The sequence below is a fragment of the Vibrio sp. 10N.222.55.C6 genome, assembly GCF_041473395.1.
Taxonomy (GTDB): domain Bacteria; phylum Pseudomonadota; class Gammaproteobacteria; order Enterobacterales; family Vibrionaceae; genus Vibrio; species Vibrio crassostreae_C.
In genome coordinates this window covers 91663-111380 of record NZ_JBFRSD010000016.1, presented here as the reverse complement: position 1 = coordinate 111380, position 19718 = coordinate 91663, and the positions used below count along the sequence as shown (strand labels likewise).

Below are 19718 nucleotides of genomic sequence, written 5' to 3'. Positions count from 1 at the left end.
TACAGTTGTTTTGCGAAGAGATTTAAGTGATGAGAAATATGACACTTAAATTAAGCATCTTGAAACAATAACTTAAGGGACAGCTAACATGCACCTAAACCAAGGAAGAGTGGCCAAGAAAGTTTTTACACTCAGTACTCTCACCGCGTCATGCTTAATGGCGTTCAACAGCTACGCGGCTGTGGATTGTTCAACGTTAGAAGCGTGGGATTCCGCCACGGTGTACACCGGTGGTGATCAGGTTTCACATGACGGCAGCGCGTACTCAGCGAATTACTGGAATCAAAATAACAACCCGAGCCAATTTGAGGGTGACTATGCACAATGGAAAAAGATTGATGTGTGTAGTGGTGGCGGAGGTGGCGGTACGCCAAATGAAGTACCAACGGCTTCATTAACGGCACCCTCTGCTTCTGACGTGATTACTGAAGGCGATAATGTTGTATTGAGTGCAACAGCACTAGATTCTGATGGCAGTGTGGCTTCGGTTGAGTTCTTTGTTGATGGCGCATCTGTTGCGGTAGTCACAGCGGCACCTTTCGAAGCGACTTGGGCTGCAACGTCGGGTAATCATCAGGTTTCTGTTGTTGCAACGGATAATGAAGGCGCAGCAAGTGTTGCAAGTGCGGTTTCTGTTTCTGTTGATTCAGCACAACCAGGGAATGAAGCACCGACAGTTTCAGTTGCACTTTCAGTGACATCTGTTGATGTTGGTGGTGTAGTCACACTGACAGCAACGGCAGCAGATAGCGATGGCACGGTTGATAAGGTTGATTTCTACGTAGCGGGTGCTCTTGTGGGCACTGCTGCAACGAGCCCTTACACGTTAGATTACACAACAACTCAAGCGGGTTCTTTAGCAGTTTACGCGAAAGCAACAGACGACCAAGGTGCGACTGCAGATTCTGCGTTGGCATCTTTGACCGTGAACGGCGCTCCAACAGTGAGCACATGTCGCCCTGATGGCTTATATCAAACTCAAGGTGTCGATGTTCCTTACTGTACAATTTACGATGATGAAGGCCGTGAGAAAATGGGCGCAGACCATCCCCGTCGTGTCATTGGTTACTTCACAAGTTGGCGTGCAGGGGATGACCCACAAGCTGCTTACCTAGTAAATGATATTCCTTGGGAACAACTCACACACATTAACTACGCTTTCGTGAGCATCGGTTCAGATGGCAAAGTAAACGTCGGTGATGTAAACGATCCAAATAACGCAGCGGTTGGTAAAGAGTGGCCGGGTGTGGAAGTTGATCCGGCATTAGGCTTCAAAGGTCACTTCGGTGCATTAGCGACAGCGAAGAAAAAACACGGCGTGAAAACGTTAATCTCAATCGGTGGTTGGGCTGAAACAGGTGGTCACTTCGCGACTGATGGCAGCCGCGTGGCTGATGGTGGTTTCTACACCATGACGACCAATGCTGATGGTTCTATCAACCATCAAGGTATCGAAACATTCGCGACTTCAGCGGTCGAAATGCTGCGTAAGTACCAGTTCGATGGTCTAGATATCGATTACGAATACCCAACTTCTATGGCTGGCGCAGGTAACCCATACGACAAAGACTTCATGGAGCCGCGTCGTCAATACCTGTGGGCGTCGTACCAAGTGTTGATGAAAGTGCTACGTGAGAAGCTCGATGCGGCGTCTGCGCAAGATGGCAATCACTACATGTTAACGATCGCAGCGCCTTCTTCTGGTTACCTATTACGCGGTATGGAAACATTCGATGTAACCAAGTACCTCGATTACGTAAACATCATGTCTTACGACCTTCACGGTGCGTGGAACGATCACGTAGGTCATAACGCAGCCTTGTTTGATACGGGTAAAGATTCAGAGCTAGCGCAGTGGAACGTATACGACACGGCGGCTTACGGTGGTATTGGTTATCTGAACACGGATTGGGCTTACCATTACTTCCGTGGTTCTATGCCAGCAGGCCGTATTAACATCGGTGTGCCTTACTACACTCGTGGTTGGCAAGGCGTAACGGGTGGTGAGAATGGTCTTTGGGGCCGAGCAGCACTGCCAAACCAATATGAATGTTCAGCGGGTACGGGTGAAGGCGAGAAAAACAACTGTGGCCATGGCGCTATTGGTATCGACAACATGTGGCACGATACCGATCCAAAAGGTAACGAAATGGGCGCGGGTTCTAACCCTATGTGGCACGCGAAGAACCTAGAGAAGGGTATTTGGGGCTCTTACGCTGAAGCTTACAAGCTTGATCCTGTGAATGATCCTTCAGATGTTCTAACGGGCACTTACACGAGAAACTACGACAGTGTGGCGGTTGCCCCTTGGTTGTGGAACGCAGAGAAGGGCGTATTCCTTTCAACAGAAGATAAACAGTCTATCGACGTGAAAGCGGACTACGTTATCGACAAAGAGATCGGCGGCATTATGTTCTGGGAACTAGCAGGGGATTATAACTGTTATGTTCTCGATGCGAATGGCAACCGAAGCTCTATCGATACGACTGAGCAAGCGTGTAACAGCGGTAACGGTGAGTTCCACATGGGTAACACCATGACGAAAGCTATCTACGATAAGTTTAAGTCTGCAACACCATATGGAAACAAAGTAGCGACGGGTGCTATTCCAACAGAAGCGCTAGATATCGCGGTATCGGTTGGTGGCTTCAAAGTCGGTGACCAAAACTACCCAATCAACCCTAAGATCACGTTCACGAACAACACAGGGCAAGCTCTTCCGGGTGGAACTGAGTTCCAATTCGATATCCCAGTATCTGCACCTGATAACGCGAAAGATCAATCGGGTGGTGGTTTGACCGTGATTGCTTCAGGTCATACTCGCGCGGATAACATCGGTGGACTAGATGGAACCATGCACCGAGTGGCGTTTACGTTGCCGACATGGGAAGAGCTTCCTGCTGGCGGTGTGTATGAGTTAGACATGGTGTATTACTTGCCAATTTCTGGCCCTGCTAACTACGCGGTGAATGTCGGTGGCGTTGATTACGCGTTTAGCTTCGAGCAGCCAGATCTTCCATTAGGTGATATCAGTTCAGGTGGCGGTAACCCTGGCGATGGTGGCACCAATCCAGGTACATGTGATACGGCAGGTTTAGCGGTTTACCCAGACTTACCTCAGAAAGATTGGGCAGGTAACCCAAGCCATGCAAACACAGGAGACCAAGTGGTTCACAACGGTAGTGTTTACCAAGCAAACTGGTGGACAAGTTCTGAACCGGGTAGCGATGGTAGCTGGACTCAAGTTTGTTCTTAATTTAATGCTAAGCAAACTATTTATAGACAATAGAGTGTAGTAATAGGTAATAAACACAAATGCTTTTAAGTCTATTTATCAGGAATTAGTATCAATTAAGTAATCAATCTAGACGTAAAATCAAAAAGCCGAACTGAATCCAGTTCGGCGTTTTTGTTATAAGTCACAGATTACGTATAGAAACCCTTAAAAATATCGACACTCGTTCAGTAAAAAATAAAAACATGATATAAAACAGTCTGTATATAAGAGAAGTCACAGCGTTACCTGAAATTATAAATCTACGGGGTAATCTTGAAAGTCAGACGTAAATACATTCTTAATTTTTCAATTGCGCTCGCCGTCGTGTCGATGATTCTTTCTGCCTTTCAATTTAATCGAACTGAAAGGTCATTGTTGGAATCTAACCAACTGTTTTTTCGTACGATTGTGAACGCGAGTTACGATATTGTCGACACCACAGTTAATGAGGCGATAAAGACATATCTTAAAGGAATTACGGATACCGTTGCGTCTCATGTATGGCATACCACGCCAGAACAAGAAGTTGAACAGGTAAGCCAAATTGCCCGTGAATTGCATATTGGACAATCGGGTTATATCTATTTGATGTCACCCCAAGGCGTCCATCTCTACCATCCATTCTTGCAAGGTCAGAAGCGTGGGCATCTTACTCATATCCAAAAACAGCTCACTATTGACTCTGGCATGATCGAGTACTTTCACGCTAACCCTCATGAGATAAGCCGCAGAGCCAAAGTCGCTTATTCGATGAGGCTACCGAGTGGTAATACTTTGGTTGCGACGACCTATAAAGAAGAATTGATGTATTTGGTCGATCTTGAAGGTTTAAAAGATAAACTTAGAAAGTATGCGTTTGGTGATAGCGGATATGTGTACATTGTCGATCTGCAGGGTAACTTAGTGCTTCATCCAGATTATGAGCACAAATCATTGAAATCCTTAATAGGCTACTCGTCTGAACTGCTTATTGATCGAATCGCCACCAAACCAGAAGGTCAATTCAGTTACTCGATTTCCAGTGATAGTGGCACGACCAACAAAAAAATCTTCTATAAGTTTTACCCTTATCTTAATTGGGTCATTTCTGCAGGTATCTTAGAGCAAGAGCTTAATCGAAATCATAGCCTATTGTTTATTAGCTTGATGGCTTTGGTTGTAAGTTTGTTGAGCATTATTGTCGTGTTGGTGCTTTACCTGCGGCATCGTCATCTTAGAATCTTGGATGTGGCAAGCCTCGATTACCTTACTGGGCTTCCTAGTCGACGGAGTTTTATCGAACAGCTAAAACTGAAAATTACTCAAAGGTCGCCTTATCCGCTAACAAATGTCGGTGTCATTTTGCTTGATATTGACCATTTCAAACGGGTGAACGATCAATATGGTCATGCTCAAGGCGATAGGTTTATCTGTGAGGTCGCAAAATCACTGAAGAGATTTGTTAACCGTCGTCGTTTGATTGCACGCTATGGCGGTGAAGAGTTTATTTTGGTGACGTTTGATTGTGATGAACATGAGTTATTCGAATTATCAGAGGCGTTACGGTTATGTGTTGAGCAACTTCAAGGCTTAGTGTCGCCAGTAACAATCAGCGCTGGTTGTTGCCATGCTCAAGCACTGACTGACATTGAAACCGCTATCGATAAAGCCGACAAAGCGCTTTATCAAGCAAAAGAGAGTGGACGTAACAACACTCAAGCGTATCGAGAGAACGAATATCACGTTGCTTACATGTGATCGGTTGAAAGCCTCATTGAATTGAAAAGTTTTGTTCACACAAATCGAGCTCTTCAGAACGACAAACACAAAAAAGCCCAAATAGATCGCTCTATTTGGGTTTTTTCAGAATTATTTGAAAGGCTAATCGTTAATTTAAGCTTTCGCTGCTTTCATCGCTTCCGTTTTTTTTTCCTTTTGCATTTTTGCAAGGAAGTAGATGTTTACACAAGCGATAAAGCCGTTGGTGGCTGCAACTGGCCATGCGTCAATCATGATGCCGTATGCTGTGAAGAGTGCACAGCCAATAAAGTTAAGGACACGCAGACGAACGATATCTTTCATTGTTAATGAAATTGCGACCATAATAGACGCAGCGTAACCTAAAATTTCAACCATATTGAATTCCATTGTTTGACCCTCTTAAATTTGCCGATACTTTGTCGGTACCAATTCTTCTCTTCATGAGATGATTGAGGAAGCTCCGTGCCTCGAATGGTCTGGTTTTGTTTAACGGGGAGAACTATACCAACTCTGTTTTTGTGATTAAACCCCCAAAACAGACAGAGGTGAAGGTTAGCGATTACGCAAACGTTTAATGACCTTTCTATTAACATAATTACTATTTATGTTGGAGGTTGAATTGATAGTTATTCTTATATAGGTAAGGAAGCCTCGAATGATAAAACGATCCATTTGTGCAACAAAAAGCATAAAAAAAGCAGCACTATTGGCTTTGATGGCTATTGGGCTGACCGCATGCTCTACGCAAGAAATACCACCCACACACAATTATGGTGTGGTCACTAGCGGTGACTTTGGTTTCATGAAACACGGCGTGATGACGTACTCCTGGCACCCTGAGTCAGAAAAGGTTTACCTTTCTCAAAAATACGATGAAACCGTGGTAACCGATTTAGTGCGTGATTCGATTCAAGAACAGCTCTCAAGTAAAGGTTATCAGTTAAAGCAGGATGGTGTCGGTGATGTTGTTGTAGGCTTTGGATTAGCGGAAGAATCGGAACTGAACGATGAGTCTATCTTCGATGCGATTAAGCTATCTACTGGTGTGCCATTTTACGATGGTGAAGGTAAAGTCGCGGAGAAAGGGTCGTTGTACATTGCGTTTTTCGTACCTAACTCAGAGGTCGTACAATGGCAAGCATTAGCACAGTCTGGCATCCAACCTGATTTAGAGCCAAGCGAGAGCAAACAGCGTATTACTGGCTTTGTTGAAATGTTATTTAGACGCATGCCTGAGCGATAGCATTAGGCGTTGAATGCATTCGTGGAGTAAATATTACTTGTGGAAAATATGGTCAGATCGCAGATTATACTTTTTTATTTGTAACGAATGGTACAAATACGTAAAGCAACGTAAAGTTCGCGCTTCTTTTGCTAGCATTTGTCTATACTGCTCAAAACGTTAACTTAGGTTTGATTCAATGAAACTGTTTTCCAAATACTCTCTCCCTCTATTAAGTATATTCATTGTAAGTAACGCCGCGATGGTAAGTAATGCAGCTATCGCAGCACCTTCTATAGTACCAAGCCCACCTAGCCTAGGCGCAAAAGGGTATGTGTTAATTGATTTTAATTCTGGTGATGTGCTGGTAGAAAAAAACGCACATACGAAGTTAAACCCAGCAAGCTTGACCAAACTGATGACCAGCTATGTGGCAGGTCAAGAGATGAAGCGAGGCAACATCTCTGCTGATGATCAGGTACGAATCAGTGAGAACGCGTGGGCGAAGAACTTCCCAGACTCTTCAAAAATGTTCATCGAAGTAAACACCGATGTAGCAATGATGGATCTTTATCGTGGCTTGATTATTCAATCCGGTAATGATGCTAGCGTTGCGATTGCAGAGCATGTTGCAGGCTCACAAGATGCATTCGTTGACCTGATGAACTCTTGGGCTACCTCTCTGAAGCTAGAAAACACCCATTTTGCCAATGCACATGGTTTGGATGCAGACGACCTCTATTCGACTCCTTACGATATCGCGTTACTCGGTCGTGCCATTATTCGTGATTTACCGGATGTGTATGGCTTATACAGCGAACGCTCTTTCAGTTACAACGGCATCACTCAACATAACCGTAATGGCTTGTTGCGTGATAGAAGCTTAACCGTTGATGGCATGAAAACGGGCTACACCTCTGGTGCTGGCTACAGTTTGGCGAGTTCAGCGACACAAGGTGAGATGAGACTTATCGCGGTTGTTATGGGCGCATCAAGCGTTAAGAGCCGTGAATCAGACAGCAAACAGCTGTTGAGCTACGGTTTCCGTTTCTTCGATACACTAAACCCGCATAAAGGCGGCGATCAAGTGGCTGAAGAGAAGGTATGGTTTGGTGAGCAAGACACATTGAAATTAGGTGTGGCAGAAGACACGTTCATTACGTTGCCTAAGTCAGACAGTAAAAAGCTGACTGCATCTATCGAGCTTAACTCTGAACTGAAAGCGCCAATTGCAGAAGGTCAAACTCTAGGTGTGGTTCATTACACCGTTGATGGCGAAGATGTTCAAACTCAGCCTTTGATCGCGCTTGAAGCGGTTGAACAGGGCGGTTTGTTCAAACGTTTAATAGACTACGTTAAGCTGTTCTTCGCGAGCCTGTTCTAAATAGAGCCTGTGGCGATAAGCCGCGCTGAAAAGTCGAAATATTATGGGTGTTGTGAGTGAATCACAGCGCCCTTTGTTATTTCTACATCAATGAAAACGCCGCGCCGCACTATCTTTATTAGCCGTAGCGGGCGGTTTCGATTACTATACGCAAAATTTAGCAGTGTAGTCACTTATGACGATAGATATAAAGAACGTAACCGAACCCGAAGTAACCTGTGCAAATTGTCAGGCATGCTGTTGTCGTTTAGAGGTTATGATCATCACAGATACGGGCGTACCTGAAGAGCACATCGCTTATGATGAATGGGGCGGTGAAACCATGAAGCGCTTAGACGACGGCTGGTGTTCTGCGGTAGATAGAGAAACACTGATGTGTACTATCTACGAAAACCGACCATGGATCTGTCGCGAGTTCGAAATGGGCTCTTTCGAATGTGTTGACCAGCGCAAAGATGTGATGGGCTAGGCGTCTGCAGTATTGAACTCAGTAACTAAAGTACGCTAATGAACTGTGATAATCACATTAAAATTAAATATCAGGGTTCTATACCTTAAGCAGTTGTAGAACCCTGATGCGTTTTATGAGATCAAATATTGAGTGAGATAAGAGTCTTAGCTCGATAAGTTAGAGTTTAGAACTCGGAAGGCACTTCAAACTCCATCCATTCACCGGTTGTCGGGTGAATCAACTTTAAGTAGCCAGCGTGCAGGTGTAAGCGCTCGCGTTTGTATCCGTATAAGTCGTCACCACGAATAGGTACACCAAGCCCTAATGGATGAGCACAGTGCACTCGCAGCTGGTGGGTTCGCCCTGTTTTAGGGTACAAGTGAACCTTGGTTTTGCCATTGTGAGTGCTAACCACTTGCCAATGGGTCTCTGCATTTCGGCCGTGTTGGTGACAAACCAGTTGTCTTGGTCTGTCCGTGATGTCGCCGCGCAAAGGAAGGCTGATATTGCCAGATTCGCCCGTTATCTCGCCATCTAACAAAGCGGTGTAGCGTTTCTCTACGGTTCTATTAATGAACTGCTTCTGAATATGCTTGTTTGATTCCGCCGTGAGCGCCAAGATCAACAAACCTGACGTCGACATATCCAACCTATGGATAATCAAAGGACCAGTCGCATCCGGGTAACGCGCTTTTATGCGGGTATAAACTGAATCTTCGATGAACTTACCGGGAACCGACAAGAACTCTTCTGGCTTATTGACGACTACGATTTCATCGTCTTCATAAACAATATTAAAAGACTTACCAACCGCAGGGTTCACGATAAGCGGGTTATCTTCTAGCTCTATGCCACTTAACTGGTGTTCGAGGATCTCAAAGCTTTTACTCTGACAAACAGGGTAGAGGTTTGCGTGTTGTCGAATGATGTCTGTAGGCGGTAATCCCCACCAAAATTCAGACAAAGCTAACGGCTTGAACCCGTGTTCAAAGGCGAAGTTAAGCAGCTTTGGTAGGCAGCAGTCACCAGAGCCTTCAAGCGCGTCTTTACCATCGAGCAACTCGAGTAAATTCTTAGATTGCTTGGCTTGATTGATAAAGCGATAGTGAGAGAGGCGTTGAGTTTCCAACTGTTGTGAAACTGCTTGGTGATCTTGCTTACGGTTTTTCAGTTCGCTTTCAATCAAATCAATTTGTGATTGGCGCTCTGCGATCTTCTGTTTCCACTCAATACGAAGTGCTTTTAGGTCACGTTTCTCTTGGCTACTTTGATTGCCCAGTTGTTTGAGCAAATTCGCCGCTGACTCTAGATTCCCTAATGCTTTTTCTTGATTGGCTTGTTCTCTGAGTTCGTTACGCTGAGCTTTGTTTGCGGCCATTGCTAACTGAAAGGCTTCGATAGCTTTTGCTGATTCGATTTTTAACCCTTCAAGCTCGGCCAATAATGTGTCTAGATTGTGCGACTGTTGCAGCTTTTCAATGTCGTCCGAGAGCTGCAATTGTCGAGCAAGGTTCGCACTGTTTTGAGATTGAAACTGTTTTGAATCGAAGGCTGGTGGAACAAAGTGAATGTTGTTTAACTGAGAGACCAAAGCCGGATCTAACTGCAAGCCTGAAAACGCAGAAAGGTAACCTAACCCTTGTGTGGTTGGATTCTGAACAAGAAGCACAGCGTAGAGATTACCTTGCGAGGTTTCATTCACACCACAGTCGACAAGTGATTGCTGAAGCTGCAGCATAGCGAATTCACACACAGGGTGCGGGGTATAGTAATACGGAAACGTAAAACGAGTCGGTAGCGCTAAATCGACATTCGTGTTTGCTAGGTGCAGAGGTGTGTATTGAGCGACGTTTGTTGGCATTAAGATCAAACTCTATGGCTGTTCAGTTAGAGTTCGGTATTGTTGTCGAAATGAAGACAAATGAGAAGCCAAAGCAGAAGATAAATCGGCTTTGGCTTCATTTAGTTTCTTGTGTTTACTCTAGCAAGCACGTGTTTGAGTGAAACTCGATCAGTTCGAGTGTTCTAGCTCTACTTGCTCAGCTTTTTGGTAAGCAGGGTGGCTCTTTAAAAGTTCACCGTATTTAGCGATGTTAGGGTAAAGCGCAGTTGCACCAAAGTTACCAACGATTTCTACGATGAATGACATCATAAAATCTGCACCTGTTAGTGTGTCTGCAACCAAGTAGGTTTTACCTTCAAGTGCATTATTCACGTAAGTTAAGATCTTTTGGTTTTCATCGTCTGCATAACCGCCTAGGAAGTTAGTTTCGCAGCCGTCCTTCATTACAAAGATCTTAAGCAGCATTGGCAAAATACCTGAACTCTCAGCGAAGTGAAGCCATTGCGAATACTCAACGTAGTTTGCGGTGCCGCGTGTAGGTGCGAACTTACCCTGACCGTATTTGTCGATTAGGTATTCCGTGATAGCACCAGATTCAGTGATCACGACGCCATCGTCTTCAATGACAGGAGATTTACCCAATGGGTGAATGGATTTGAGTTCTGGTGGTGCAAGAAAAGTGACACTGTCTCGTTGGTAGGGTTTGATTTGGTAATCTACCCCAAGCTCTTCCAATAGCCAGATGATGCGCTTTGAGCGCGACTTATTCAGGTGATGCAAAGTAATCATGATTCTACCTAGTTAACGGGTTCAGTTTATTGAATTTATTTAGCTTCGTTCGTTTTGATAACAAGCTTACCGAAGTTCTGACCTTCCAATAGGCCCATGAATGCTTGTGGCGCATTTTCTAGACCTTCAACCAGGTGCTCACGATAGTGCATCTTGCCTTGAGACAACCATTCTGTCATTTGAACAGCAAATTCGTTGTAACGGTGTGCGTAGTCATCAAAGATGATGAAACCTTGCATCTTAATTCTTTTAACAAGCAGCATACCCATCAGGCTAGACATACGATCTGGTCCTTCAGGCAGTGAAGTCGCATTGTATTGAGAGATAAGGCCACACACAGGAATACGAGCACCTGTGTTAAGCAGAGGCATTACTGCATCGAATACCTTGCCGCCAACGTTTTCAAAGTAAACGTCGATGCCGTTGTCACACGCTTTAGCCAATTGCTCCGCGAAGTCGTCAGCTTTGTGGTCGATGCATTCATCAAAGCCAAGAATCTCTTTCGCGTACTGACACTTCTCTTGACCGCCTGCAACGCCGATAACACGACAGCCTTTTAGTTTGCCGATTTGTCCAACGGTTGCGCCTACAGCACCTGTTGCTGCTGCAACGACTAGCGTGTCGCCTTCTTTAGGTTGGCCGATATCAAGCAAGCCCATGTAAGCAGTAAAACCAGGCATACCCATGATGCCAAGCGCGTAAGAAGGGTGCGTTGGTTCTTTACCTAGTTTGATAAGGCCTTCACCGTTAGACACACCAAGATCTTGCCAACCTGTGTAAGCCAGTACCCACTCGCCAATTTCGTAATCAGCGTGGTTTGATTCTTCAACCTGACATACGGTTGCGCCTACCATCACTTCATCAATCGCAACGGGATCTGCGTAGGATTTAGCATCGCTCATACGACCACGCATGTATGGGTCTAGAGAAAGGTAAACTGAGCGAAGTAACATCTCGCCGTCTTTGATGCTTGGCGCAGCTACTGTCTCTAAACGGAAGTTGTCTTGAGTCGGTGCGCCAACTGGGCGAGAAGCCAATACGATTCGGCGATTGTCTTGTTGAGTCATTGGATGTCCTTAATTGTGTATTTTATACATTTAGAATTAGACCAGTCGTCTAGTCTTGTTGTCTAAAAATCCCGCCGTCATCAAATTGATAAGAGGGCGGGTGATTTTTTTAAGTTAAAGCCAATAAAGCGCGCTGCGCGTTATTAGCTTTCACCTTTTAAAATTCGTTCGGTAAGGCTCAAAGCTGACTGTAAGCTATGTGAGCTTTGGCTCAGCTTGCTCAATAAGCTGGCGCCTAACCACATTGAGTATAGGTTCTGAGCTGCTTCTTGGCTCTCTTCAACCTTTATGGAGCCATCTTCAATACCGCCGACAATGCACTGTTCGATGGTATTCGTCACTTTTTCTGCACCCTTTAATAGCGCTTGGCGCATAGGATCAGAAAGATCAGAAACTTCCGCGCTGAGTTTAACGACCAAGCATTTATGAGCATTGCAGGTGCCGTTTTCAATCTGTGACCATCGAGTGAAATAACTGACAATTCTCTGGTAATGGTTGCCTTCACCATGAACCAAAATAGTTTCAACTCTGCTGATGTAGGTCTCAAAATAGTGCTGGATCAGAGCCTCGCCAAATTGCTCTTTCGATTTAAAGTAGTGGTAAAACGACCCTTTCGGCACGTCCGCTTCTTTAAGCAATTGCGATAAGCCAACGCCGTTAAAGCCGTTGTTCACTATTAATTGGTAGCCAACATCTAAAACATGCAGGCGTGTGTCATTCGTTTTTTCGTTCATGGGCGGTACTATAAGTTAAATTAGACCAGTCGTCTAGTGGTCGGTTTTCGAGGGTATATTTGGTCGTTGTTACAGTAGCTAAATAGCTAAATAGCTCAATATCTAAAGAGGCTTCAAATGTTCAGATATAAAAAAGCCCCGACATAGCGCGTATGTTGGGGCTTAAATCAGTAACTTCGATTATTTGATAGAGATGAGTTCTACATCAAAAATCAGAGTCGATGATGGTGGGATAGGGCCTGAACCGCCTTTACCGTAAGCTAGAGTGCTTGGAATAAATAGACGAACTTTTTGGCCTTCAACCATGTAAGTCAAACCTTCTTGCCAGCCTTTAATTACTTGCTTAAGAGCAAATGAGATTGGCTCGCCGCGCTCAACAGAGCTGTCGAAAACAGTGCCGTCGATTAGCGTACCGTGGTAGTGAACCGTTACTTTGCTGTTCTTAGTTGGGTGCTCTGTGCCTGTACCTTCTTCAAGAACAAGGTATTGAAGACCGCTTTCAGTCGTAATCACGCCTTCTTTAGTGCCGTTTTCAATTAGAAATTGTTGGCCTTGTTCGAAGTTTTCTCCGCCAGACTTATGATTCGTCCAAGTACGGTAAATCATGAAACCCGCCAAAAGAAAGACAATGACCGGGATGACAAATTTAGACATAGTAAAACCTATTTATATTGAGTGCTGAATTTCGTAGTTAATACAAAATGTGTTAATCAGTTGACTAAAGCCGTGATTATGGTTGAGTCAAAAGGTAGTTGATCGTTTTTGCAATGCCAGCAACGTCTTGGTGACCTGCTGTTAGTACTTGGTATTTACCGTTGATGATAAAGGTTGGTACTGAGTTGATCTGACCTTTTACTGAGATCTCTTCTGCTTGCTTAACGTAGTCGAAAAGAGCGACTTGCTGTTCTTTATTCAGCTGGTATGGGCTAACCAAACCACGAGAAGTAAACGCTGTCTCTAGTGCTTGTTGACGCTGCTCAGGTGTTGCATCTGCACCCATTTGAACGGCACCAAATAGGTCGTCCATGAATGCGTGGTCAGGCGTCGCATCAAGCTGCATCACTGCTGTGTAGTAGATCATTGCGCTGATTTGAGCGCTTTCGTTGAACGTCACGTGCATCTTGCCAATAGTTTGGTCTGTTAGAGATTCAATCTCTGGAATGGCACTTTCCATTTGACGGCAGTGACCACAGTTAAGAGAGAAGATTTCAGTGATCGGAGACAAGTTAAATTCTGTTAGAGCAGTAGGAAGCGCTTCGTATTGAACGCCTTTTTGTGGCTCGTCTGTTTCACTACAACCCGCGATAATGAGTACGGCAGCGAGTGCTGTGATGAATTTAGTAAATGGTTTAAACATAATGTTTGCTCTAGCGTTGAGAAGTCGTGAGATTCTAACTATTTAGTACGAATTGGAAAACAATTATAAGGTAAATAAATGCAAACAGTTCGAACTAGCGGCTGAAGACAAGCTAGTAGACGGTTAACTGTGATCAACAGCACTTTTTTGGGTTCTGCTTTCTTTTCGTCTAAAGTTTTTCCCTCGGTGCCGATATAGACATTAGTGAATGGTTTATCTGCATGAGTGGTTGGTGAAGTAATGAGATATTTAGCGATAATGTTAAGCATAGCTTTGGCTGGGTGTGAAGCCACGTCACCAACTGACTTACTTGGCGGTGATATGCTAGAGACTGCACCACAAACCGATTACGACTTGATGCATCCTGAATGGGGTGTGGTTCAAACGACTCATGTAGCAAGCAATCGTGGGTACTCTATCCAGAGTAGCACTCATCAACACAGAACCATCACGACCAACTACGGACGTGGCGTTTCGACTAACGACCCACTGGAAGTCTTTTTAAGACAAAACCGCATCGATTTTGAAGTGTTGCCGGGTAACCATGTGATGGTAAAGCTTGAGCAGCACGTGAACTTTAAAACAGGTTCAGCATTCCCTGAGCCAGCGTATAATCAATGGCTAGATACGCTAGGCAGCTACCTTGCTCAACGCCAAGATATTGATGTGGTGATTGAAGGGCACACCGATAACACGGGCACAGATCGAATCAATGATCCGCTTTCAGAGCAGCGAGCAAAAGAAGTGAAGGCTCGATTAGAGAGTAACTACGTATCAAGTCGTTCCATCTATACTCGTGGCTTCGGTGAGTATGTTCCAGCTTGTACGAACGCTTCTGCGCAAGGCAAGGCGTGTAACCGCCGTGTTGAATTGATGCTGATTGTCACGAAGTAGTCGTTTGAACTTTCGCGCCCAATTTGAAGCGATTAACGCCAAATAACAGACATAAAAAATCCCTCACATTCGAGGGATTTTTTGTATCTGACTTTTGTTGCTTTATTGCTTATGCAAACTGCTTTTCTAAGTAAGTCACGATATCTGAAGATTCGTACATCCACTCAGTTTTACCGTCTTTTTCGATACGTAGACAAGGCACTTTCACACGACCGCCGCCAGCTTCAAGCTCAGCACGGTGTTGCTCGTTGTTTTTTGCATCACGAAGTTCAAATTGAACCGACTGACGTTTCATCGCGCGGCGCACTTTCACACAAAATGGGCACGCTTCGAATTGGTATAACGTGTGCGTTTTTGCTTGCTCATTTACTTTGCTTTGTTCTTCTTGAGAACGCTTCACACCACGTGGGCTGAAAACAAAATTCAATAACAAGATGACACGACCTAAGAACCAACGGATAAACTTCATAACTCTCTCTACATATTTAAAATTAGCGTTACAATTTGCAGCATTATATACACAAGTTTTGTCAGATGCTCGCAACAAACCGCTAATATCTATTTTGTCCGTTCGATCGTATGAGACTTAGCCACATTTAGCCCTAAACGCTTAGACAGTCGAGTCAGATTTGCTCGGTCTGTTTTCAGAACTCGCCCTGCTTGTGCCCAGTTAAAGTTGGCATCTTCCAACACCTCAGTAATGATACTGCGTTGAAAATCGTCCGTTGCACCACGTAGCCCTGCAGAAAGGTCGATCGTTGGTGTCGATAATGGTGTGTTTTTCACCTGAGTCGTCGCAATTGGCTGATCTTGGTCTAGAGGACCACAATCTTCCTTGGTGATTGTCACCAGGTTTTTATTGGTGCTGCGCGCTAACGCTTTCAATGCGGAACGACTGATCACATGCTCAAGTTCACGCACGTTACCCGGCCAACCATAACGGTTTAGGAAAGAAAGAACGTCGGAGCGGAACTTAACTTGGTTGATACCAAGCTTACGACGCGCTTGTTCTAAGAAGAAACCCGCTAATAGGCTGATGTCGTCACCACGATCTTTCAGTGCTGGCACCGCGATAGGATACACACTCAATCGGTGGTACAAATCGGCTCTGAATCGACCGTCTTCAACTTCTTGTTTTAGATCTCGGTTTGTCGCTGCCAATACTCGCACATCAATGGTTTGAATGTTGTCTTGGCCAACCGGTTGGATTTCGTTGTTTTGCAGCGCACGTAGGAGCTTACTTTGAGCGGCCAAAGGCAATTCACCAATCTCATCAAGGAACAGTGTGCCACCATCGGCTAAAGCAAATTTACCTAAGCGGTTTTTGTCTGCGCCAGTGAACGCGCCACGAACGTGACCAAACAGTTCACTCTCTACTAAGTTTTCAGAAATTGCAGCACAGTTTACGTAGACGAGTGGGTTACGTTTACGTTGAGATTGGTGGTGCAGGGTGCGAGCCACAAGCTCTTTACCAACCCCGGTGTCACCATGAATCAAGATATTAAACTCAGATGGAGCTACAACAGCGATGTCGTTCTTAAGCGCGACCATGGTGTCACTGTTACCAATCAACTCACCGCCGTCACGTTCCCACGCTTCTACGTTCAATTCTTCGAGTAATTGCTTTGACTGTTTTGCTTGATGCTCAAGTTGCGAGAAGGTCAGTGCCATCTGCATGGTTGAGGCTGCAATAGCTGCCAGTACTTCAAGGTTACGCGCCGGAATATTCGCGAAGACATCAGGTTTCAAGCTATCTAGAGTCAGAATGCCCAATAACTTATCGCCAAATAGCAAAGGCAAGCCCATACAAGCATGCATTGGTAAATCGCCATCATGGTCAATAAGCAAACCATCGAAAGGATCGGGGAAGGAGCTGTCAGCATCGAAACGAACAGGAGAGCGAGACGCGCAGATCTCTTCAAACCGTGGGTGTTCTGAAATGATAAAGCGACGACCGAACGTATCTCGGCTGAGCCCTTGCATTGCGATAGGAACTAGCGTGTCGCCTTGAAGGCTTAAAAGCGCGACACAATCACACGTTATGGTTTTGCGAATGGCATCGATCAGGCGATTGAAACGATCTTGATCGTTGACACCACTTGCGAGGCCAATGGTCATTTCCATGAGGGTAGATGCGGAGATATCTTGCATAAAAAACTCTAACTGTGTGTGTTTATCTACATAATAGAGTCTTATTGACTTAAAAAAAAGGTCTTTTTGACATTTTTATAAGATGAGTTTTGAGAAGAAAACCAGTAATGACGGGGATTGATAAAGTTGGCACTGATTGTGCAGAAGATACAGAGAAGCCCAATTATAGCGCTGATTAAACAGACTATTCTTGATCTCAATCAATCAGGTTGCATTAATCAGGTTTCGCGATTTTTTGAAATGAAAACGAGTCAAAATAACTCAGTTTCTAAAAATAACTAAGGTTTCAGAAAATCGATAAGTCATTCTTAATTTTTAGTAGTCAAAATGACATATAGGTCATAAGGCTCAGTGTTCGGAGTAAATTCATGCTTAACAATGCACATATCGAAATCATCAAATCTACTATTCCTCTACTTGAGAGCGCAGGCCCAGCTTTAACTCAGCATTTTTATCAACGTATGTTCACGCATAACCCTGAGTTGAAAGATATCTTCAATATGACTCACCAAAGAACAGGTCGCCAAGGCGTAGCACTGTTTGAAGCTATCGCGGCATATGCAAAGAACATTGAAAATCTAGCAGCGTTAACAACTGCCGTTGAACGTATTGCTCAGAAACACACAAGCTTTAACATTCAACCAGAGCACTACCAAATTGTTGGTTTGCACCTGATTGAGACATTACGTGAACTAGCTGCTGACGCCTTTACTCCAGAAGTGGAAGAAGCATGGACAGCCGCTTACCTATTCTTGGCGCAAGTATTCATCGATCGTGAAGCTGAACTTTACCTACAGCGTAAGCAAGCTGTTGGTGGTTGGGAAGCAGCGCGTGCGTTTGTGATTGCAGACAAAATCGAAGAGTCAGCGCTAGTAACAAGCTTTATCCTTCAGCCAAAAGACGGCGGTGAAGTTCTGGATTACACACCAGGTCAATACATCGGTATCGAAGTGAAACCAGAAGGCTCTCAATACAGCGAGATTCGTCAATACTCACTGTCTGATAAGCCAAACGGCAAGCAATACCGTATTTCTGTTAAACGTGAAGGACAAGGCCAAGAGACACAAGGCGTTGTATCTAACCACCTACACGATACGGTTGCTGTTGGTGATGAGGTTAGCCTATACGCACCAGCGGGTGACTTCATGTATCAAGAGCGCAGCAAGCCAGTAACACTTATCTCTGCAGGTGTTGGTGTAACGCCAATGCAGTCTATGCTTGAGTTCCTAAACACGGAAGATAAAAACGAGCCAGTACTTTACCTTCACGCTTGTGAGAACGTAGGCCAACACTCTTTCACGACTCGTGTTAAAGATATTGTTGCCGACAAAGGTTGGGAAGCGAAAACGTGGTACATGAACAAAGATGAATCTGCATGTGAAAACACGCATCAAGGTCAAATGGATCTAGCGTCTATCTCTGATACTAAAGGCTTTGAAGAGAGCGATTTCTACATCTGTGGTCCTGTTGGTTTCATGAAGAATATCGTAGAGCAGCTAGATGCAATGAAAGTTGACCGTTCACGCGTTCACTACGAAGTATTCGGCCCTCACGCTAACTTCTAATAGGTCTCGGCATTTCTAGTAACACTCGCCTGAACTATTAATACCTTGCCTATTCAAAGGCCTCACAGTGTGAGGCCTTTTTGGGTTTGGTTGGTTTTGTCTGACATCATCGACTACTGCAGAACACGATGGTTCAGCTAAGATCTTTTCGCTTCTATCTAAGAACGTTTCATCTTCTTGGACATGTAGTCGGAATCGAAAAACTCAGGCCAGTACATTTTTACGTAACCACCGGCAACCCAAATCACTAGAATGGTGGCGATGGTTAGCTCAAAGAAACCAAACTTGTGTAGCCAATACCATTGTGGGTATTCCGCGCCGAAAAATGTAGTTAGACGATGCATGGCAATAGCGCTGATCACAGATGGGAAGGTGACGGCAGCAATCGAAGGTTGGAACTTCAAACGCATCAGGCGGATGTAACACAAGTAAATCAACAAAGTCATGGTGATGGCAATGCCCGCCAATGCACCTGTTAGAATCGGGTCTGGGTTGTCGAAGTTAACCAAGTAAGCGGCTAAAGACAAGTTAACCGGAGCTGCCATGATAGCGAGTGTTGGTCTTGCTCGGCGAGGAAGATTGCCTTCGAATACCAAGCGGTACAACACCACTGGCAACATAAGGAAATAGATACCAATACAAGTGACCGCAAGTGTTTCTGAAAATACGGTGTGCCCGAACTGTGTGCCAGCTAAGGAACTGCTGATCAAACCGACCGGATACAGAAACCAACTCGGTACAATGTTCGACATTTTGAAGTTGATGATCTGAAAACTGAAGAACAACACCATCATGGTAAAGTGCAGCAATAGCGCGCAGAACCAAACTGGGTAGGCGATAGCTGGCGATATCTCGGCTAAATAGTCGCACAGAATCAGTAAAGCCATGCTCATTGGTGCCATCAAGCTTCCGCTTAACGGGTGGCGAATATCATTAAGGAAGGTATTAAAGCTCGTTAAATAGCGCAGTAAAACAGGCAGCAATAATAGCGCGCCGAATGCAGCGAGGTAGGGACGAATTATCTCACCAATGCCCGGGATATATAACGCCCAAGCTTGTCCTAACCCAATAACGCCAAGTGCTAAAGACGCCTGAGATGGCGGCACATTTTTTACTTGGGTTAATCTTCTCCAGTTCAACGACTTGCTCCGACTTAGTTAATTACAGAATATTGGACTATTTGCCTTAGTTAGAGTGTGTAGGTCTTCCATCAATAGATTTTGAGGGCACTCAACTAATTTTGA

The 19718-nt window shown here is 44.7% G+C and carries 17 protein-coding genes; 7 read left to right on the top strand and 10 right to left on the bottom strand.

Features of this window, described 5'->3' with window-relative positions:
- The first annotated feature begins 88 nt into the window (after positions 1-88).
- Both AB4486_RS12775 and AB4486_RS12770 read left to right on the top strand, forming a co-directional pair.
- Positions 89-3256 carry a chitinase C-terminal domain-containing protein gene (locus AB4486_RS12775; RefSeq protein ID WP_136978166.1) on the top strand — a complete coding sequence of 1056 codons (3168 nt, stop codon included), beginning with the start codon at positions 89-91 and terminating at the stop codon, positions 3254-3256.
- 294 nt (positions 3257-3550) lie between these two features.
- Positions 3551-5014, top strand: a complete 1464-nt coding sequence (locus AB4486_RS12770; RefSeq protein ID WP_372117299.1) for a diguanylate cyclase domain-containing protein — start codon at positions 3551-3553, stop codon at positions 5012-5014.
- 135 nt (positions 5015-5149) lie between these two features.
- Here AB4486_RS12770 and AB4486_RS12765 read toward each other — a convergent pair whose 3' ends face one another.
- Entirely contained in the window at positions 5150-5404 is a 255-nt protein-coding gene (locus AB4486_RS12765; protein WP_017068159.1) for a YgjV family protein, read from the bottom strand.
- A 268-nt stretch (positions 5405-5672) separates the two neighbouring features.
- On the opposite strand from AB4486_RS12765, the gene AB4486_RS12760 reads away from it, so the two are divergent.
- From AB4486_RS12760 to AB4486_RS12750, 3 genes are all read left to right on the top strand, one after another.
- Positions 5673-6260 carry a DUF4136 domain-containing protein gene (locus tag AB4486_RS12760; RefSeq protein WP_017064475.1) on the top strand — a complete coding sequence of 196 codons (588 nt, stop codon included), beginning with the start codon at positions 5673-5675 and terminating at the stop codon, positions 6258-6260.
- Between the two features lie 178 nt (positions 6261-6438).
- Complete coding sequence (locus tag AB4486_RS12755) at positions 6439-7623, top strand: D-alanyl-D-alanine carboxypeptidase family protein (RefSeq protein ID WP_017064476.1); 1185 nt, start codon at positions 6439-6441, stop codon at positions 7621-7623.
- A gap of 175 nt (positions 7624-7798) precedes the next feature.
- Positions 7799-8092 carry a YkgJ family cysteine cluster protein gene (locus AB4486_RS12750; protein ID WP_080582263.1) on the top strand — a complete coding sequence of 98 codons (294 nt, stop codon included), beginning with the start codon at positions 7799-7801 and terminating at the stop codon, positions 8090-8092.
- A gap of 166 nt (positions 8093-8258) precedes the next feature.
- On the opposite strand, the gene AB4486_RS12745 is transcribed toward AB4486_RS12750, so the two are convergent.
- The 6 genes from AB4486_RS12745 to AB4486_RS12720 form a co-directional block, all read right to left on the bottom strand.
- Positions 8259-9935 carry an RluA family pseudouridine synthase gene (locus AB4486_RS12745; RefSeq protein ID WP_017064477.1) on the bottom strand — a complete coding sequence of 559 codons (1677 nt, stop codon included), beginning with the start codon at positions 9933-9935 and terminating at the stop codon, positions 8259-8261.
- Positions 9936-10085: 150 nt separating this feature from the next.
- Complete coding sequence (locus AB4486_RS12740; protein ID WP_017064479.1) at positions 10086-10706, bottom strand: glutathione S-transferase family protein; 621 nt, start codon at positions 10704-10706, stop codon at positions 10086-10088.
- Between the two features lie 35 nt (positions 10707-10741).
- On the bottom strand, positions 10742-11773 hold the full coding sequence (locus tag AB4486_RS12735; RefSeq protein WP_102428560.1) for an NADP-dependent oxidoreductase: 1032 nt from the start codon (positions 11771-11773) through the stop codon (positions 10742-10744).
- 143 nt (positions 11774-11916) lie between these two features.
- Positions 11917-12507 carry a TetR/AcrR family transcriptional regulator gene (locus AB4486_RS12730; protein WP_017062643.1) on the bottom strand — a complete coding sequence of 197 codons (591 nt, stop codon included), beginning with the start codon at positions 12505-12507 and terminating at the stop codon, positions 11917-11919.
- Positions 12508-12687: 180 nt separating this feature from the next.
- Positions 12688-13161 carry an FKBP-type peptidyl-prolyl cis-trans isomerase gene (locus tag AB4486_RS12725; protein ID WP_017062642.1) on the bottom strand — a complete coding sequence of 158 codons (474 nt, stop codon included), beginning with the start codon at positions 13159-13161 and terminating at the stop codon, positions 12688-12690.
- A 76-nt stretch (positions 13162-13237) separates the two neighbouring features.
- On the bottom strand, positions 13238-13864 hold the full coding sequence (locus AB4486_RS12720) for a thioredoxin domain-containing protein (RefSeq protein WP_017062641.1): 627 nt from the start codon (positions 13862-13864) through the stop codon (positions 13238-13240).
- A 258-nt stretch (positions 13865-14122) separates the two neighbouring features.
- Here AB4486_RS12720 and AB4486_RS12715 point away from each other — a divergent pair, with 258 nt between their 5' ends.
- The gene (locus tag AB4486_RS12715) at positions 14123-14758 is read left to right on the top strand and encodes an OmpA family protein (RefSeq protein ID WP_029235219.1); all 636 of its coding nucleotides are present in this window, start codon (positions 14123-14125) and stop codon (positions 14756-14758) included.
- Between the two features lie 109 nt (positions 14759-14867).
- On the opposite strand, the gene AB4486_RS12710 is transcribed toward AB4486_RS12715, so the two are convergent.
- Together AB4486_RS12710 and norR are read right to left on the bottom strand one after the other, a co-directional pair.
- Positions 14868-15227 carry a glutaredoxin gene (locus AB4486_RS12710; protein WP_017062638.1) on the bottom strand — a complete coding sequence of 120 codons (360 nt, stop codon included), beginning with the start codon at positions 15225-15227 and terminating at the stop codon, positions 14868-14870.
- Positions 15228-15316: 89 nt separating this feature from the next.
- Positions 15317-16909: a nitric oxide reductase transcriptional regulator NorR gene (gene norR / locus AB4486_RS12705; protein ID WP_372117297.1), complete on the bottom strand. Its 1593-nt coding sequence runs from the start codon at positions 16907-16909 to the stop codon at positions 15317-15319.
- A gap of 368 nt (positions 16910-17277) precedes the next feature.
- Here norR and hmpA point away from each other — a divergent pair, with 368 nt between their 5' ends.
- On the top strand, positions 17278-18474 hold the full coding sequence (gene hmpA, locus AB4486_RS12700) for an NO-inducible flavohemoprotein (RefSeq protein WP_017062636.1): 1197 nt from the start codon (positions 17278-17280) through the stop codon (positions 18472-18474).
- 158 nt (positions 18475-18632) lie between these two features.
- On the opposite strand, the gene AB4486_RS12695 is transcribed toward hmpA, so the two are convergent.
- Positions 18633-19613, bottom strand: a complete 981-nt coding sequence (locus tag AB4486_RS12695) for a TDT family transporter (protein ID WP_104216296.1) — start codon at positions 19611-19613, stop codon at positions 18633-18635.
- Positions 19614-19718 lie beyond the last annotated feature (105 nt).

Coding starts and splice junctions, on each gene's coding strand:
- AB4486_RS12715 (WP_029235219.1), top strand. CDS start 14,123: ATGTTAAGCATAGCTTTGGCTGGGTGTGAAGCCACGTCACCAACTGAC.
- AB4486_RS12750 (WP_080582263.1), top strand. CDS start 7,799: ATGACGATAGATATAAAGAACGTAACCGAACCCGAAGTAACCTGTGCA.
- AB4486_RS12730 (WP_017062643.1), bottom strand. CDS start 12,507: ATGAACGAAAAAACGAATGACACACGCCTGCATGTTTTAGATGTTGGC.
- AB4486_RS12755 (WP_017064476.1), top strand. CDS start 6,439: ATGAAACTGTTTTCCAAATACTCTCTCCCTCTATTAAGTATATTCATT.
- AB4486_RS12725 (WP_017062642.1), bottom strand. CDS start 13,161: ATGTCTAAATTTGTCATCCCGGTCATTGTCTTTCTTTTGGCGGGTTTC.
- AB4486_RS12765 (WP_017068159.1), bottom strand. CDS start 5,404: ATGGAATTCAATATGGTTGAAATTTTAGGTTACGCTGCGTCTATTATG.
- AB4486_RS12720 (WP_017062641.1), bottom strand. CDS start 13,864: ATGTTTAAACCATTTACTAAATTCATCACAGCACTCGCTGCCGTACTC.
- AB4486_RS12710 (WP_017062638.1), bottom strand. CDS start 15,227: ATGAAGTTTATCCGTTGGTTCTTAGGTCGTGTCATCTTGTTATTGAAT.
- norR (WP_372117297.1), bottom strand. CDS start 16,909: ATGCAAGATATCTCCGCATCTACCCTCATGGAAATGACCATTGGCCTC.
- AB4486_RS12760 (WP_017064475.1), top strand. CDS start 5,673: ATGATAAAACGATCCATTTGTGCAACAAAAAGCATAAAAAAAGCAGCA.
- hmpA (WP_017062636.1), top strand. CDS start 17,278: ATGCTTAACAATGCACATATCGAAATCATCAAATCTACTATTCCTCTA.
- AB4486_RS12775 (WP_136978166.1), top strand. CDS start 89: ATGCACCTAAACCAAGGAAGAGTGGCCAAGAAAGTTTTTACACTCAGT.
- AB4486_RS12745 (WP_017064477.1), bottom strand. CDS start 9,935: ATGCCAACAAACGTCGCTCAATACACACCTCTGCACCTAGCAAACACG.
- AB4486_RS12735 (WP_102428560.1), bottom strand. CDS start 11,773: ATGACTCAACAAGACAATCGCCGAATCGTATTGGCTTCTCGCCCAGTT.
- AB4486_RS12740 (WP_017064479.1), bottom strand. CDS start 10,706: ATGATTACTTTGCATCACCTGAATAAGTCGCGCTCAAAGCGCATCATC.